The organism is Kitasatospora sp. NPDC056181, assembly GCF_042266225.1.
Taxonomy (GTDB): Bacteria; Actinomycetota; Actinomycetes; order Streptomycetales; family Streptomycetaceae; genus Kitasatospora.
Genome location: NZ_JBHJUK010000116.1, coordinates 13,646 through 29,048 on the forward strand (window position 1 = coordinate 13,646; position 15,403 = coordinate 29,048).

14 protein-coding genes and 1 pseudogene are annotated in these 15,403 nt (G+C 74.7%); 8 read left to right on the forward strand and 7 right to left on the reverse strand.

All coding sequences use genetic code 11. From position 1 onward, the window contains the following. Positions 1 to 37: 37 nt before the first annotated feature. The 3 genes from ACFC1F_RS32410 to ACFC1F_RS32420 form a co-directional block, all read right to left on the reverse strand. A complete protein-coding gene (locus tag ACFC1F_RS32410; protein ID WP_376163717.1) occupies positions 38 to 1,063 on the reverse strand; it encodes an MBL fold metallo-hydrolase in 1,026 nt (341 codons plus the stop codon). 237 nt (positions 1,064 to 1,300) lie between these two features. Further along, positions 1,301 to 2,047 (reverse strand): hypothetical protein, encoded by a 747-nt coding sequence (locus ACFC1F_RS32415; protein WP_209411676.1) that lies wholly within the window; start codon positions 2,045 to 2,047, stop codon positions 1,301 to 1,303. A gap of 193 nt (positions 2,048 to 2,240) precedes the next feature. Further along, positions 2,241 to 3,164, reverse strand: a complete 924-nt coding sequence (locus ACFC1F_RS32420) for a GNAT family N-acetyltransferase (protein ID WP_376163720.1) — start codon at positions 3,162 to 3,164, stop codon at positions 2,241 to 2,243. A 258-nt stretch (positions 3,165 to 3,422) separates the two neighbouring features. On the opposite strand from ACFC1F_RS32420, the pseudogene ACFC1F_RS32425 reads away from it, so the two are divergent. From ACFC1F_RS32425 to ACFC1F_RS32440, 4 genes and pseudogenes are all read left to right on the forward strand, one after another. Beyond that, positions 3,423 to 4,780: pseudogene (locus tag ACFC1F_RS32425) on the forward strand (DUF692 domain-containing protein). A gap of 40 nt (positions 4,781 to 4,820) precedes the next feature. After that, on the forward strand, positions 4,821 to 5,882 hold the full coding sequence (locus tag ACFC1F_RS32430; RefSeq protein ID WP_376163722.1) for a TIGR04222 domain-containing membrane protein: 1,062 nt from the start codon (positions 4,821 to 4,823) through the stop codon (positions 5,880 to 5,882). Positions 5,883 to 5,982: 100 nt separating this feature from the next. Then, complete coding sequence (locus ACFC1F_RS32435) at positions 5,983 to 6,762, forward strand: TIGR04222 domain-containing membrane protein (RefSeq protein WP_376163725.1); 780 nt, start codon at positions 5,983 to 5,985, stop codon at positions 6,760 to 6,762. A gap of 46 nt (positions 6,763 to 6,808) precedes the next feature. Next, positions 6,809 to 7,378, forward strand: coding sequence for a hypothetical protein (locus tag ACFC1F_RS32440; RefSeq protein WP_376163727.1), 570 nt, complete (start codon positions 6,809 to 6,811; stop codon positions 7,376 to 7,378). 138 nt (positions 7,379 to 7,516) lie between these two features. On the opposite strand, the gene hemQ is transcribed toward ACFC1F_RS32440, so the two are convergent. From hemQ to ACFC1F_RS32455, 3 genes are read right to left on the reverse strand one after another with little or no spacing between them, the layout of a single operon-like run. After that, positions 7,517 to 8,242 carry a hydrogen peroxide-dependent heme synthase gene (hemQ, locus tag ACFC1F_RS32445; protein WP_376163729.1) on the reverse strand — a complete coding sequence of 242 codons (726 nt, stop codon included), beginning with the start codon at positions 8,240 to 8,242 and terminating at the stop codon, positions 7,517 to 7,519. Further along, on the reverse strand, positions 8,239 to 9,675 hold the full coding sequence (gene hemG, locus ACFC1F_RS32450; protein ID WP_376163731.1) for a protoporphyrinogen oxidase: 1,437 nt from the start codon (positions 9,673 to 9,675) through the stop codon (positions 8,239 to 8,241). Before hemG ends, hemQ begins: the two co-directional genes overlap by 4 nt. A 33-nt stretch (positions 9,676 to 9,708) precedes the next feature. After that, a complete protein-coding gene (locus ACFC1F_RS32455; protein WP_376163732.1) occupies positions 9,709 to 10,305 on the reverse strand; it encodes a Uma2 family endonuclease in 597 nt (198 codons plus the stop codon). Positions 10,306 to 10,632: 327 nt separating this feature from the next. On the opposite strand from ACFC1F_RS32455, the gene ACFC1F_RS32460 reads away from it, so the two are divergent. Both ACFC1F_RS32460 and ACFC1F_RS32465 read left to right on the forward strand, forming a co-directional pair. Beyond that, on the forward strand, positions 10,633 to 11,106 hold the full coding sequence (locus ACFC1F_RS32460) for a DUF523 domain-containing protein (protein WP_376163739.1): 474 nt from the start codon (positions 10,633 to 10,635) through the stop codon (positions 11,104 to 11,106). 174 nt (positions 11,107 to 11,280) lie between these two features. Further along, on the forward strand, positions 11,281 to 12,297 hold the full coding sequence (locus ACFC1F_RS32465; protein ID WP_376163734.1) for a DUF4349 domain-containing protein: 1,017 nt from the start codon (positions 11,281 to 11,283) through the stop codon (positions 12,295 to 12,297). Between the two features lie 103 nt (positions 12,298 to 12,400). Here the strand turns inward: ACFC1F_RS32465 and hemE are convergent, their stop codons facing one another. After that, entirely contained in the window at positions 12,401 to 13,414 is a 1,014-nt protein-coding gene (hemE, locus tag ACFC1F_RS32470) for a uroporphyrinogen decarboxylase (protein ID WP_241003167.1), read from the reverse strand. A 248-nt stretch (positions 13,415 to 13,662) separates the two neighbouring features. Between hemE and ACFC1F_RS32475 the strand changes: the two genes are divergently transcribed. Both ACFC1F_RS32475 and ACFC1F_RS32480 read left to right on the forward strand, forming a co-directional pair. Beyond that, positions 13,663 to 14,325, forward strand: a complete 663-nt coding sequence (locus tag ACFC1F_RS32475; protein ID WP_376163736.1) for a DUF3000 domain-containing protein — start codon at positions 13,663 to 13,665, stop codon at positions 14,323 to 14,325. A gap of 321 nt (positions 14,326 to 14,646) precedes the next feature. Continuing rightward, on the forward strand, positions 14,647 to 15,363 hold the full coding sequence (locus ACFC1F_RS32480) for a response regulator transcription factor (protein WP_148642571.1): 717 nt from the start codon (positions 14,647 to 14,649) through the stop codon (positions 15,361 to 15,363). The last annotated feature ends 40 nt before the right edge of the window (positions 15,364 to 15,403 follow it).

Below are 15,403 nucleotides of genomic sequence, written 5' to 3' on the forward strand. Positions count from 1 at the left end.
GGGGTGGGGGTGCGCCGGTGCGGGCGCGGGCGCCGGGTCAGGCCGACGCGGGGGCGTCCTGCCCGGACCGGGGCCGCGACGGGCGGCCGGCCTCCTCGTCCAGCTCCCTGGCCACCAGGGCGACCTGGCTCATGGCCTCCAGCACGTTCGGCACCTCGCTGCCGTCCAGGTGCCGGTACTCGGCGGCGACGGTGAGCACCAGCCGCTCGGGCAGGCCGAGTTCGGGGTGGCGCTGCTCGGCGATGATCCGCCGGGCGGCGTCCAGCGCCGGAATCCCGGCCTCGTGCAGGGCGTGCGCGCGCTCGCGGACGTAGCCGAGGTAGGCGATGTGGTCCCGGACCCCGGAGCGGTCCAGCACCGGGCCGTGGCCGGGGACGAAGATCTCGGCTCCGGTGGCCAGGGCCTGCTCGCAGGCGCCGATGACGTTCTCCAGCGGGCCGGCCCAGTGCGAGGGGTGGTCGCCGGGCTGCTCGGGCGTCGAGCCGAAGATCACGTCGCCGGTGAACACCGCGCGCTGGTGCGGCAGGTGGACGATCAGGTCGCCGCCGGTGTGCGCGGACGGCAGTGCGGTGATCTGGACGGGGTACTCCCCCACCCGGAGCTCCAGCTCGCCGCTGAAGACGGTCTGCGGGTGGACGGGCTCGGTCTCGGACCAGTCGAACTGGCCGAAGTGGCGCTGGAGGTAGCCGCCGAGCAGCGAGGCCGGGTCGCTGCCCGTGACGAGCGCGTGCTGCTGCTTCGGGCTCGGCTCCCAGTGGATGTGGCCGAGCGCCTCGCGCGTGGCGATCACCTCGGCGTCCGGGAGCACGCCCGCGCCCCAGAGGTGGTCGCCGTTGGCGTGGGTGACGACGATCCGGTCGACGGTGACGCCGTCGGCCAGCCGTTGCCGGCTCTCGGCGAGGAACTCGGCGGCGAGGGAGGGGTCGTAGGGCGTGTCGATCCAGAGCGCGGTCCCCGGCGAGGCCAGCAGCCCGCAGTTGGCCAGCCCCCAGCCGCGCTTGGGCGGAAGCCACACGTACAGGTCCTCGGCTATCGCGCTCACGTTCGCACGGCTGATCGTCATGTGCGCGATTATGCCGATGATGTGACTGGTATGGGAGTAAAAGGCTTGTGATTCAAGCCATTTCCTGTCCCGGACCATCCTGACCTGTCCTACTTCGCACCGGCACGGTCCGGCCCATTTCGTCTCAATGCACGGGGACGGACGGACCGGTGAACGCGGGAGGTCGGACCGGCCGACTTCCTGCTCCCGGGCTACCTCCGAGCCCCGGATCCACGGTGCCCGGCGCCCGCCCGCTGCTCAGACGGCGGGCAGGATCCGGCAGACCTCCACCGTGACGTCCACCGTGTCGAGACCGATGACCCGGCCCTCGACGGCGGCGAATCCTTTCTCCCCGCTGCGGAACAGCGCCGCCAGCGGCGACTTCCGACCGGTGGCCGCCAGCGCCTCCACCGCCATTGCCGAACCGAAGGCGAAGACCCCGCAGACCACGATGCAGGGCGCCTGCCGGGAGGTACGGGTCACGAAGACGAAGCCGTGATCCCGGATCAGTTCGTCCGCCGCGTTGTACTGCGCCTCGAAGGTCATCCCGCCCCAGCGGGCGCGGGCCGCCTCCGGGTACTCGATGCAGAAGTCCGGGAACGCCGCGCCGAGCACGCTCGCCGAGTACCGGTTGACGCTCGGGCCGCCGATCGAGAAGGTCGGCATCCTCGGGTCCTGCGAGCCGGCCGCGACCAGCTCTATCGTCGCCTTCCGGTTGACCTTCCGCAGCAGGTCGATGAGTTGGGCTATCGCCCGCGCCTCGGCCATCGGCATGAAGAGGACGTTCCTCGGGCCCCGGCTGGTCAGCCGGCGGCCGTCCTTGGCGAAGGCGAACTCCGCCACCTCGATGCCGGGGGTGATGATCTGCACCCGGCTGTACGGCGCGAGCAGCGCGCGGAGGAAGCCGTACTGCAGAAAGAGCCGGGCGCGGGCGAGCGAGCGGGCGGCGAGAAAACCGATGACCGCCGGAACGAACCCGACCAGGACCTGAAGCAGGATCTCCATAGCATCCCCCGCGCGGAAGACTCGGGCACGAACTGTCTGCCGAGAGGTGATGCCCCGTAGAACACCGGGAACTCCCGGCACTGCCGTCAACCCGGCGCCCGCCGTCGGCAATGCGCCCACTTCACCCCTTCGGGTGAAGACCCGTGCCTCGCCACGGACGGCCGGCGGGGCAGGCCTCCCCCCGGCCCGCCCGTCAGCCGTCCAGCCGCTTGACGAACTTCCGCTCGCTCGCGCAGCGCTCGTACCCGAGCCACTCGTTGATGGCGAGCATCGGCGCGTTGGTCGCGTCGTTGCTGGTGTACGCCCGCCGGTAGCCCGCCGCCTGCGCCCGGCGCAGCGACTCCAGCTTGGCGAGCTTGGTCAGGCCCCGCCCCCGGAAGTCCCGCCGGCAGGCCGAGAACGCCGACCAGTAGCGGTTCGCGCCGTCCGTCTGCACCGCGCTGAACGCGACCGGCTCGCCGTCCAGGACGGCGACCGTCGTCAGCTCGCGGTCGAGGTCCGGGCGGGCCCAGTCGCCGTGGAGGAACTCCTCGTAGTCGGCGGCGTCCATCACGACCTCGCCCGGCTCGTCGCGGATCGCGTCCGCCTCGATGACGAAGATCGGGTACGGGTCCTCCACCCACTCGCTCGCGGGGCGCAGCTCGACACCGGCCGGCAGGTCGGGGGCGGCCGGGAGCGGCAGTGACAGGTCGCGGCGGGCGAAGTGGGCCGTCCGGCCGGCGGTGAAGCCGCGGTTCGCGGCGAACTCCAGCGCGCCCGGCTCCTCGTCCACCCAGCTGTGCACCTCGGCGACGCCGAGCCCGGCCAGGTACGCCTCGGCCTCGGCCAGCAGCGCCGTGAACGCACCCCGCCGCCGGTACGCCGGCAGGATGCTGCCGTTGGCGTAGCCGACGCCCCCGGTCGTCGTGCCGGTGACCAGGCCGCAGCGCAGCGCGCCGACCACCCGGCCGTCGAGCTCGGCCACCAGGGTGCGGTGGTGCTGCCCGGCCGGGAGGTTGGCGTCCATCCAGACGAACACCTCGGGGGTGAGCACCAGGTGCTCGCGCCCCGCGCTGTGGGCGGCGGCCACGGCCCCGGCGTCGGCCGGGCGGAAGTTACGGATCGTCAGAGTCGTCATAGGTGCGCCACGGTAGCCCGCCGTGGCCCCGGTCCGCCTCCGATTTACCGCCCCCACCTGCGGTTCCGTGGCGGGGAGGGGGTCGGGGTCGGTCACCACCGGGCCGGCAAGCTCAAATAATGCTCTGAGATGACCGGGTGAGGCTTGGCAGTCGCCGCGTCCGGGGACATCCTCAGCAACACAGCCCGGTCCCGCCCTGGCGACGACGCCCGCGCCGGCCGACGGCTTCCCACCCAGCCCTCCGAAGGGGGCGCACCGATGACCTCCCCTGCCCTGAAAGCGCCCGTCAAGGGCACCGCACCCGACCGGGTCACCGCCGCCCCGGCCACCGCCCCGGCCACCTCCGCGCAGGTCGGCACGCTCGGCGTCGGCCTCGGCTGGCGCAGCGAGATCGACATCGTGGTCGAGCGCCAGCCGGGCCTGGACTGGGTCGAGGTGGTCGCGGAGAACGTCTGCGCCGGCCACCTGCCGGAGTCGCTGCGGATCCTGCGGGAGCGCGGCGTCACCGTGGTCCCGCACGGCGTCTCGCTCGGCCTGGGCAGCGCCGACCGGCCCGACCCGGCCCGCCTCGCCAGGCTCGCCGAGACCGCCGACGCGCTCGGCTCGCCACTGGTCACCGAGCACCTGGCGTTCGTCCGGGCCGGCGGCCTGGAGGCCGGGCACCTGCTGCCGGTACCGCGCTCGCGCGACGCGCTCGCGGTGATCGCCGAGAACGTCCGGATCGCGCAGGACCAGCTGCCGGTGCCGCTGGCGCTGGAGAACATCGCCGCCCAGCTGGCCTGGCCGGACGACGAGCTGACCGAGGGGCAGTTCCTCGCCGAGCTGGTCGAGCGGACCGGTGTCCGGCTGCTGATCGACGTCGCCAACCTGCACACCAACCGGGTCAACCTCGGCGTGGACCCGGCCGCCGAGCTGGACCGCCTGCCGCTGGAGGCGCTCGCCTACGTCCACGTGGCGGGCGGGCGGCTGGTCGACGGCGTCTGGCACGACACGCACGCGCACCCCGTCACCGAGCCGGTGCTGGAGGTGCTGGCCGAGCTGTGCGCGCGGGTCGCGCCGCCCGGCGTCCTGCTGGAGCGGGACGCGAACTTCCCGCCGCCCGGGGAGCTGGCCGCCGAACTGGACGCCGTCCGGCGCGTGCTGGAAGGGGCCCGGCGACCGTGACGACATCGGAGGACGGCGAGCTCGCCGCCGCCCGCGCCCGGCTGGCCGAGCGCCAGGAGGCCCTGCTGGCCGCCCTGGTGGCGGGCGGGCCGGTCCCGCCGGGCTTCGACGAGGCCCAGGTCCACGCCCAGGCACTGGGCCTGGCCCACAAGCGCAGGGACACCGCGGCCAAGGTGGCCCCGGAGCTGCCCCGGCTGCTCGGGCCGCAGTACGGGCCGCTGTTCCTCGCCTTCGCGCGCCGCCACCCGCAGACCGGCGGGTACCGCGCCGACGCCCGCGCCTTCGCCGCGTGGGCGCTGGCCAACACCTCGGCCTACGGCCCCGGGGAGGGGCTCGGCCCGGAACGGCGGCAGGCCCTGGAGCTGTGGCTCCGCGGCCCCGCCCCGGAGCCGGTGCCCGGCCCGCTCACCCGCCTGCGCCGGGCGCTGCTGCCCGCCCGCCGGCACCACTGACCCGCTCTCCGCTTCGTTCACCATCCGGGGGAATCCGCCCATGTGGCACAACACGTACTTCCTCGTACCAGCCGTCCTGCTGGTCGCCGCCGCGCTCTACGCACCGCAGACCAAGCAGGCGGCCCAGAGGGTCCCGCAGGCCAAGGGCCTGCCCGGGCGCGGGCTGCCGCTGCTCGACACCGCCTTCCTCTCCGGCGGGCCCGGCCGGGTCTTCGACACCGCGTTCGTCCGGATGCACCAGTCGGGCCGGGTCGTCGTCAACCGGGACGGCCTGGTCACGCTGACCGGCGGCCGGCCGTACGACTCCGTCGAAGAGGCGATCATCGAGGCGCTCGGCCCGGCCGGGCAGCGCGAGCTGGCCCCGCTGCGGCGCGCGGTGATGCGCTCGGCCGCCGTCCAGAAGCTGGGCGACGGACTCGCCCACCGCGGGCTGCTGCGCAACCCCGTCCTGCTGCGCCGGGCCAAGGTGGCGCGCCGACCGCTCTGGCTGGCCCTGCTGGTCGTGGTGCTGAGCACCGTCCTCGCCTACGTCCTGGACAACGGCGAAGCGGACCGCCCGGCGCTCTGGATCCCGGCGGTCCTGCTGATCGTCGGGCTGGCGTCAGTGATCGTCTCCTGGCCGCTCAAGGGCCGGATCACGCCCGCCGGACGCCGCCAGCTCGCCCTGATGGACACCGGCAAGCCGTGGACGCCCGCCGACGCCGTGACACCCCTGGCGACCGGCGCCGCGCTGCTCGGCGCGATCGCGCTCGGCGGGCTGGCCGCGTCCGGGCTGGAGGACGCGGAGCTCCAGGAGGCGATGCTCGCCGCCGCGGCGGCCGAGGAGGAGGCCGCCAGGGTGGCCGCCGGCATGGCCTCCTCCACGGCTTCGTCCTCCTCCGGCTCCTCCTCCAACCCGGCCACCTGGTGCGGCGCCTCGTCCGACTCCGGCTCCTCCGGTTCGGGCTGCGGCTCCTCCTCCGGTTCGGGCTGCGGCTCCTCCTCCGGCAGCTGCGGCTCGTCCTCCTCGTCCGGTTGCGGCTCCAGCTCCAGCAGCTGCGGCTCCTCGTCCTCCTCCAGCTGCGGTTCCAGCTGCGGCGGAGGCAGCTCGTGCGGCTCGTAGGGTCCGGCCTCGAACTCCCACCGGCCTCCCGAGTCACAGTTCGGTATCGCGGTCCGGGAATCCGTTCCGCCCGGAGTGAAGGCGGGTCTACAACAAGCCCATGTGGTTGCTCTTCCTGATCCCGGCCTGCGCCGCCGCGGTGCTCTCCTGCATCCGGCTGGTCCGGATGGCCGCCACCGCCGACGCGCTCGCCGACCAGGAGGGCCCCCGACCGCCCGAGGCGGTCGGGATCGGCCTGTACGAGACGGCGTACCTGGCGGGCGGACCGGACCGGGTGGTCGAACTGGCACTCGTCCTGATGGCCTCCCGGGGCCGGCTGCACCTCGCCCACACCGGCTGGACCACCGTGGTCGACCCGAGGGGCCGCAGCCGGCTGGAGCGGGCCGTCATCACCACCGTCGGCCCGGACGGCCAGTGCCGCACCGACGACCTGCGCCGGGCGATGGCCGCCCACCCGACCGTGCTGGAGATCGGCGGCCGGCTCGCCCTGGCCGGCCTGGCCACCCCGGCACCGGTCCAGCAGAGCACCGTCCTGGTGATCCGGCAGGTCCGGCACGCGCTGCTGCTCTCGCTGGCCCTGATGGCCGGCGCCGTGGCCGTCGGCGGCCTCTCGGACGGTGACGCGCTGGCGCCGCTCGCCTGGTTCTCGCTGCCGCTGGTCCTCACCGCGGGCACCCTGCTGATGGCCCGGGTCGACGTCTACCCGTACACCCGCTGGGCCTCCCCCGTCGGCCAGGAGGTCCTGCGCGAGGTCCGCCCGCCCCGCCAGCACGGCCTCGGCGACGACGACGAGCGCGAACTGCTCACCGCCGTCGCCATGATCGGCCCCGCCGCCGTCCCGGACCCGCGCCTGCGCGCGGCCCTGCGCCACCGGCACTGACCGGAAACCCGGTGCGCCGCCCGGCCTCCCCCGGCAGACTCGCGGCATGAAGCGAACCGCGGGCCCCACCTCGCCCGTCCCCACCCTCGACCTGGCCGTACGGGACGGCGGGCTGGTCCGGCTGCGCCGCTCGCTGCCGGGCGCCGACCGCCTGGAGGGCTTCGTCGTCGGCACCGGCCCGGTCTGGACCCTGCTCGCCAACTGCACCGACCACCGCCTCGACGGCTGGACGGCCGTCCGCACCGCCGACCTGCGCAAGGTCCGCCGGATCGGCGGCGAGGACGGGCTGACCGTCCGCGCGCTGCGCCGGCGCGGCGCCTGGCCGGTCCGCCCGCCGGCCGGCGACCTGCCGCTGGACGACCTGCCGGGCCTGGCCGAGGCGGCGAGCCGGGCGTACGGGCTCATCGCGCTGCACACCGAGGAGAGCGCACCGGACGTCTGCTGGGTCGGCGCCGTGACCGGCGTGCGCCCGAAGTCGCTGCGCCTGCACCGGGTCGACACCGAGGCGCGCTGGTACGACGAGCCGGTGAAGTTCCGGCTGGACCGGATCACCCGGATCGACCTCGGCACCCACTACACCGCGGTCCTGCGCGAGTTCGCGGGCGAGCGCCCCTGAGGACCGCCGCAAACGCCGGGGGGTCACCGGACACGCCGGGGTCACGGGACACGCCGGACCGCCGGAAACACCGGGTCACCGGAAACGCCGAGGGCCGGCTCCCCCTTCCCGGGGGAACCGGCCCTCGCTCGGCCGGGCTCAGACCAGGCCGGCCAGCAGCTCGCTCACCGGCTTGCGGCGGCCGGTGAAGAACGGCACCTCCTCGCGGACGTGCAGCCGGGCGCGGGACGGGCGCAGGTCGCGCATCAGGTCGACGATCCGGTGCAGCTCGTCCGCCTCGAAGGCGAGCAGCCACTCGTAGTCGCCGAGCGCGAACGAGGCCACCGTGTTGGCCCGCACGTCCGGGTAGCCGCGCGCCATCTGGCCGTGCTCGGCGAGCATCGCGCGCCGCTCGGCGTCGGGCAGCAGGTACCACTCGTAGGAGCGGACGAACGGGTAGACGCAGACGTAGTCGCGCGGGCGCTCGTCGGCGAGGAACGCCGGGATGTGCGACTTGTTGAACTCGGCCGGGCGGTGCAGCGCCATGTTCGACCAGACCGGCTCCAGCTCACGGCCCAGAGCGGTGCGGCGGAAGCGGTTGTACGCCTCCTGGAGGTCGTCCGAGTCCTCCGCGTGCCACCAGACCATGATGTCGGCGTCCGCCCGCAGACCGGACACGTCGTAGGTGCCGCGCACCGTGACGTCCTTCGCGGCGAGCTGGGCGAACAGCTCGTCCACCTCGGCGGCCAGCGCGGTGCGGTCCTCGGGCAGCGCGCCCTTGAGCTTGAACACCGACCACATGGTGTAGCGGATGACCTGGTTCAGGTCGCGCGCCTTCTTCTTCTCGGGCTGCTGCTCCGGCTGCTGCTCAACGGTCTCAGTCATGCGCCCATTGTCCTCTCCGTGACGTTCTCCCCGGTCAGCGGGGTCAACACTTTGTCGAGCGCGTCGACGGCCGTCCGCGCGCTCGCGATGCACGCCGGGATGCCCACCCCGTCGTACGCGGCCCCGCAGAGCGCCAGCCCGCCCACCCGGCCGGCCGCCGCCCGGATCCGCGCCACCCGGTCGAGGTGGCCGACCGGGTACTGCGGCAGGCCGGCCCGCCAGCGGGTGACGGCGGTGTCGTACGGCCGGGCGGTCAGGCCGATCGCCTCGCCCAGGTCGGCCAGCGACTGCGCCACCAGTTCCTCGTCCGACAGGTCCAGCGCCTGCTCCTCGTGCAGCCGCCCCAGCGAGGTCCGCAGCATGAAGGTGTCCGGGGCCGAACGCTCCAGCCAGCCCCACTTGTTGGAGGAGAAGGTGGACGCCTTGATCCGGCGGCCGTCCACCGGCGGCACCAGGAACCCGCTGCCGGCCGGCGGCTCCGGCAGGTCGGCCCGCCGGAACGCCAGGGTGACCAGCGCCATCCCCGCGTACTCGACGCCGTCCAGCTCGGCGGCCGCCCCCGGCGCGTCTGTGCGCAGCAGCCGGGCGGCGGCGGGCGCGGGCACGGCCAGCACCACGGCGTCCGCGTACAGCGTCGCGCCGTCGCCGGTCACCACCCGCCAGCCGTCGGCGGTGCGCCGCAGTTCCGCCACGGCGGTCCGGGTGCGCAGCTCGACGCCGGCGTCGGCGCAGGCCACGGCGACCGCCACGGGCAGGGTGCCGATACCGCCGCGCAGGCCCTGGAAGACGGGGGTCGAGACGGTCTGCGGCCGGGTGGCCAGCTCGTGCACGCCCTCGACCAGCGAGCCGCCGCCACGGGCGATCGCCAGCAGCTGCGGCACGGCGGCGCGCAGCGAGATCTCGTCCGCGTGCCCGGCGTAGACGCCGCCCAGCAGCGGCTCGACCAGCCGGTCCACCACCTCGCGGCCCAGCCGGTCGGCGACGTAGCGCCCGATCGCGACGTCGTCCGCGACACCCTCGCCGGTGCCCTCGTGCCGGGCCCGTTCCAGCCCCTCGGCGGTCAGCACCCCGGACTTCGCGAGCGCCTCCAGGTCACCGGGGACGCCCATCACCTGCCCGCCCGGCAGCGGCCGCAGGGCGCCGCGCGTCCAGATCGCGGCCTTGGCGGTGGTCGGCGGCTCCAGCTCCGCGCCCAGCCCGACCGCCCGCGCCAGCTCGACCGCCTCCGGCCGCCGGGCCAGCATCGACTCGGCCCCGAGGTCCACCGGGACCCCGCCGACCTCGCCGCCCGACAGCTTCCCGCCGAGCCGCTCGGACGCCTCCAACAGCGTCACCCGGGCCCGCGCGGGCCCGCCTGCCGCCCCGCTGAGAAACGCGGCCGCGGCCAGCCCCGCGATACCGCCACCGATCACCACGACCTGTGCTTGCGCCATGTCCGCAGTCTCGCAGGTCCTTACATCCCCGCCTCAGTCCGCCCGCTCCGGGCGCTTCGCCGCCGGCACGAGCGCGTCGAGGTCGATGTCCACGGGGAACGGCACGGGCCGCTGCAGCCGCCCCCGGAAGATCCCGGCGGGGGCGTAGGACGAGGTGGCGGCGTCGAGCTCGTAGGCGTGCACGACCGGCCGCCCGTCCTCGTCCTCGATCACCCAGTAGTGCGGGATGCCGGCCTCGGCGTACTTGCGCACCTTGACGGTGCGGTCGCGGTGCGCGGACTCCGGGGAGACCACCTCGACGACGAGCGAGACCTCGTCGGGCGTGAACCGAGTTCGCTCGGGGTCGTACTCGGCGGTGGTGACGAGAACGTCGGGCTCCGGCCGGTTCCGCCGGTCCAGCTTGATCGTCATCTCCCGTCCCGCACGACTGCCCGGCGGGATCTGGGCCCGCAGCGCGACGACCAGGTCGGTGACGAGCTCACCGTGCCACCAACGCTGCGGGGACAGCCGGAAGACCAGTGCCCCGTCGATCAGTTCGGTGTGCCGCGGCGCCTGCGGCAGGTGGTCGAGGTCCTCGGCGATCCACCCCTCGTCCCGGGGCGGGTACATCCAGTCCGGCAGCTCGCTCATGCGCCCAAGGTAGCGTCTGGGGCGACCGGCGAAGGGGCTCGGATGTATCTGCAGGGTGAGGCGGTCCGCTGCGTTGACGACGGCGACTGGCCGTACGTCGTGGAGGTCCGGTTCACGGACGTGGACGGGCGGCAGTGGGCGGTGGTCGACAAGATCGTGATGTTCGGGACCGGCACCCTGTCCGAGGAGCAGTTCGACGCCGGCTTCCCGTACCCGGCGGCGGTCGGCGTCCCCTGCCGGGTCCTCGGCTCCCCCGCCGCCGGCGAGGACGACGAGGTGGTCACCGTCGCCGTCCTGCCCGAGCGCGGCCGCGGGCCCGAGGTCAGGGTGCGGCGGCGGCAGCTCGACGCGGCGGAGCCCGTCCTGGTGAGCGCGTGCCTGGCCGGGGTGCCGTGCCGGTACGACGGACGGGCGAGGACGTCGGAGGCGGCGGTCGGGCTGGTCGAGGACGGGCGGGCGGTGGTGGTCTGTCCGGAGGTGGCCGGCGGGCTGGCGACGCCGCGGCCCGCGGCGGAGATCGTCGGCGGCGACGGCGCGGACGTGCTGGACGGACGGGCCCGGGTGGTGGACGCGACGGGGGCGGACTGCACGGAGGCGTTCCTGGACGGGGCGCGGCAGGCGTTGGCCGCCGCCGAGGCGGCCGGGGCCCGGCGGGCGTTGCTGATGGCGCGCAGTCCGTCGTGCGGGTGCGGGCAGGTCTACGACGGGAGCTTCGGCGGGACGCTGCGGGCCGGCGACGGGGTGACGGCGGCGCTGCTGCGGCGGGCGGGTGTCGTGGTGACGACGGGGCAGGCCGGGTAGCGCCTTGTCCGGGCCGCCGCCGAGCCGTGACCGACTTGCGATCTCCCGGGCGGGTCCGGCCGGCCGTCTTCTCCGTCCAATGGTCCGGACGCCCGGATCGCGGCGCCGGACAAGGGACTTGGGGAGGGCTCGATCGTGGTGCGAGGACGGCGCGGGGCGGGGTACCGAGCGGGGGTGGCGGCCGCGGCGCTCGCGGCCGCGGTGTTGGCCGGGGGGTGCGGCGCCGGCTCCGGGCGGGGCGAGGACGGTGCGGCGGCGGTGGCCAAGCAGGACGCGGCAGCCCCGGCGGCGGACGGGGCCGCGCCGGGCGCGCCCGCAGTGGGCGGGGCCGCGCCCGCACCGCCTTCGGCCGCCGCGAAGCCCGGGTCGCCGGCCACCGGCGGGGCGGGGCAGCCGGGCACCGTGACGGTCGCCGACACCCGGCTGATCGCGTACACGGCGCAGCTGTCGGTGCGGACGAAGGACGTCGCCGCGGCGCTCGCGAAGGCACGCGGGCTGGCGGCCTCCGCCGGCGGCTACGTCAGCGCCGAGACGGTGAGCGGCGGGGGCGAGGACGCCGCCGGGCAGAGCGGCCAGATCACCGTCAAGGTGCCGTCCGCGACCTTCCAGCAGACCCTGGACCAGCTCTCCGCGCTCGGCGAGGTGCTGTCGCGCAGGAGCCAGGCGGACGACCTGACCCAGCAGGTGGCGGACGTGTCGAGCCGGGTGCAGACCCAGCAGGCGAGCGTGGACCGGGTGCGGGCGCTGATGGCCCAGGCGAAGACACTGGGCGAGATCACCAGTCTGGAGGGCGAGTTGAGCCGCCGCGAGGCGGACCTGGAGTCGCTGCAGAAGCAGCTGAAGGAGCTGTCGGCCCGGACCTCCCTCTCCACCGTCACCCTCGACGTGCGGCGCGAGGCCGGTCCCGTCCCCGCCGGGGCGCCGGACAAGGGGAAGGACGAGGGGTTCTGGGCGTCGGTCGGCTCGGCGCTGGGCGGCGGCTGGAACGCGCTGGTCACGATCGTCCGGGCGGTCGCCGTGGCGATCGCCGCGGTGACGCCGTTCCTGCTGGTGCTGGGCCCGGCCGCGCTGGTGTTCTGGCTGGTCCGCCGGCGCCGGTCGCCCGGGCCGGTCCCGGTGGTGCCGCCGGTCCCGGCCCACCTGCCGCACCGGCCGGAACCGGAGGAGGAACGGGAACCGCAGGAGGACTGAGCGGCCGGACGGCGAAGCGGCGGGCCCCCGCCCGCGGAAGGGGGCCCGCCGCCGTGCGGCCCGTGGCCGTGACGTCCGCCGCCCGTGGCGGACGGCGCCGGGGTCAGCGCGCGCTGGCCTCGTGGACGAACGCGACCAGCCGGCTGAGCGCGTCCGGGTCCATGCTGGGCAGCACGCCGTGGCCGAGGTTGAAGATGTGGCCGCTGGTGCCGAGCGCCTGGGCGGCGTGGAGCACCTCGCGGGCCTTGGTCTCGACGGCCTTGGTGGGCGCGAAGAGCACGGCCGGGTCGAGGTTGCCCTGGAGCCCCTTGCCCGGGCCGACCCGCTCGGCGGCGACGTTCAGCGGCACCCGCCAGTCGACGCCGACGATGTCCGCACCGGCCTGGCCCATCAGGCCGAGCAGCTCGCCGGTGCCGACGCCGAAGTGGATCCGCGGCACGCCGTAGCCGGCGACGGCGTCGAACACCTTGGTGCTGGCCGGCATCACGGAGCGGCGGTAGTCGTCCGGGGCGAGCGAGCCGACCCAGGAGTCGAACAGCTGGACGGCGGAGGCGCCGGCCTCGATCTGCACCTTGAGGAAGGCCGAGGTGATGTCGGCGAGCCGGTCGACCAGGGCGGCCCACAGCTCGGGCTGCCCGTACATCATGGCCTTGGTGTTCTCGTGGTTCTTGGACGGGCCGCCCTCGACCAGGTAGCTGGCGAGCGTGTAGGGGGCGCCGGCGAAGCCGATCAGCGGGGTGGAGCCGAGCTCGTCGACGAGCAGGCCGACCGCCTCGGTGATGTAGGGGACGTCGTCGGGCTCCAGCGGGCGGAGCCGCTGGAGGTCCTCGGCGGTGCGGATCGGGTCGGCGATCACGGGGCCGATGCCGGGCTTGATGTCGACGTCGATGCCGATGGCCTTGAGCGGCACCACGATGTCGCTGAAGAAGATCGCCGCGTCCACCTTGTGCCGGCGCACCGGCTGGAGGGTGATCTCCTTGACCAGCTCGGGCCGCATGCAGGACTCCAGCATGGGGATGCCCTCGCGGACCTTCAGGTACTCGGGCAGCGAGCGGCCCGCCTGGCGCATGAACCACACCGGGGTGTGCGGCACCGGCTCGTGCCGGCACGCCCGCAGGAACGCGGAGTCGTGCGCGGCGCCGCGGCGCGCGGGGGACTGCTGACCGGGGGCGGCGCCGGCCTGGGGGGCTGCCGCGGTGTCTGCCGTTGTCTCGCTCACGGTTCAAATCTTCGCACGCGCTCCGGACCGGACTCCCCGGGCAGGCTCGTCGGTTCCTCCAAGATCTGCCCGGTTTGCCGGTCCCGGCACGCCGCACAGGCGGAAGTTACGGCGATTACCCGGGTTTTCGACCTAGTCTTCGGGTCATGGCAGCGGTCGGCGGGCACCCCGCACAGGGTGGCGGAACAGGTGGCGGAACGAATCGGGAGGCGGCGCCGAGCGAGTTCCGGGCCGCGGTCGAGGCGCTGACGGGGGCGCGGCTGCGCCCCGAGCTCGAACTCTCCTCCGCCCCGGCGCCGCGCCGGCTCGCCCCGCACGCCTTCGCGCTGACCGCCTCGGTGGAGGTGGACGGCGAGGAGCTGGCCGACGGCCGGCTGGTGCTGCTGTACGACCCGGCCGGGCAGGAGGCCTGGAACGGCGACTTCCGCGTGGTGACCATGACCCGGGCGGAGCTGGAGCCGGAGATGGCCGGCGACCCGATGCTCTCCGAGGTCGGCTGGGCCTGGCTGCTGGACGCCCTGCAGGCGCACGGCGCCGGGTTCGCGGAACCGTCCGGGACGGTGACCAGGTGCGCCTCGCAGTACTTCGGCGCGCTGGCGGACCGCCCGTCGTCCACCGAGATCGAGATCCGGGCGTCCTGGACGCCGGCCGACGGCCGCTTCGAGCGGCACCTCGCGGCCTGGGGGGACCTGCTCTGCATCAGCGCCGGCCTGCCGCCGGCCGCCCCGGCGCAGCAGCAGGCGCCCGACGCCCCGTCACTCGGCGGGGTGGTCCCGATGCCCGCCCGCCGGCGCCCGCGTTCGCACTGACGAGTGGCGTCCGGGCCGGTCGGCCCCCGGCACGTCCGACGCCACCCCCAGGGCTGACGGAGTGTGACTTCAGACCCGCTCTGCGTCAATGCCCGGTCAAAACCGACCGATCTGCGATGAATCTGATCGATTTTTGTGCGAATTCGAGGCATGTCGCATCAGTCGTCTGCGCGATTTGTCCGTATTGTTACTCACTAGATCGTGATCTTTCGCTAAAGCCGGGCACGGTTGCTGCCGAAGCAGACTGTGACCCTTTCCGAACGCGGAACACTCCGACCGCCCCCATCGGGGTTCCGTCCGCCACTCCCCGCAGGAGGCCTGGTGTCGGTCCTTCTTGAGCACCCCGCAAACGTGGTCGCCTACCGCCCGACCAAGCCCACCGCCATGGTGGTCATCGCCGATCCCCGTGTCCGAAACACCGTCACCCGGCACCTCTGGGCGCTCGGCGTCCGTGACGTGATCGAGGTGTCCTCGATCGCCGAGGCCCGCCCCCGGGTCTCCACCCCGCGCGACATCTGCGTCGCCGACGTCCACCTCCCGGACGGCTCCGGGCTGACCATCCTGGCCGAGACCCGCGCCGCGGGCTGGCCCAACGGCCTGGCCCTCTCGGCCGCCGACGACATCGGCGCGGTCCGCAGCGCGCTGGCCGGCGGCGTCAAGGGCTACGTGGTCACCGGAACCCGGACCAACGTCGCCATGCCCGGCCGCCCCGGCCTGCCGATCGGTGCCGGCGGCCTGGCCGGCCGGATGCGCCGCCCCGGCATGCCGGGCGTGCCGGGTGCGGCCGGTGCTCCGGGTGCGCCCGGGGCCCCGGGCGCACCCGGAGCGCAGCAGGCCGCGTACCGGGAGCTCTCCGGCCGCGAGGTCGAGGTGCTGCGCCTGGTCGCCGAGGGCCAGTCCAACAAGGCGATCGGCGTCGCGATGGGCCTCTCCGCGCTCACCGTGAAGAGCCACCTCGCCCGCATCGCCCGCAAGCTGGGCACCGGCGACCGGGCCGGCATGGTCGCGGTCGCGCTGCGCACCGGCATCATTCACTGACCCGTCGTGGGACCGCTGCGGCGGCCCAGGAGGAACGTTC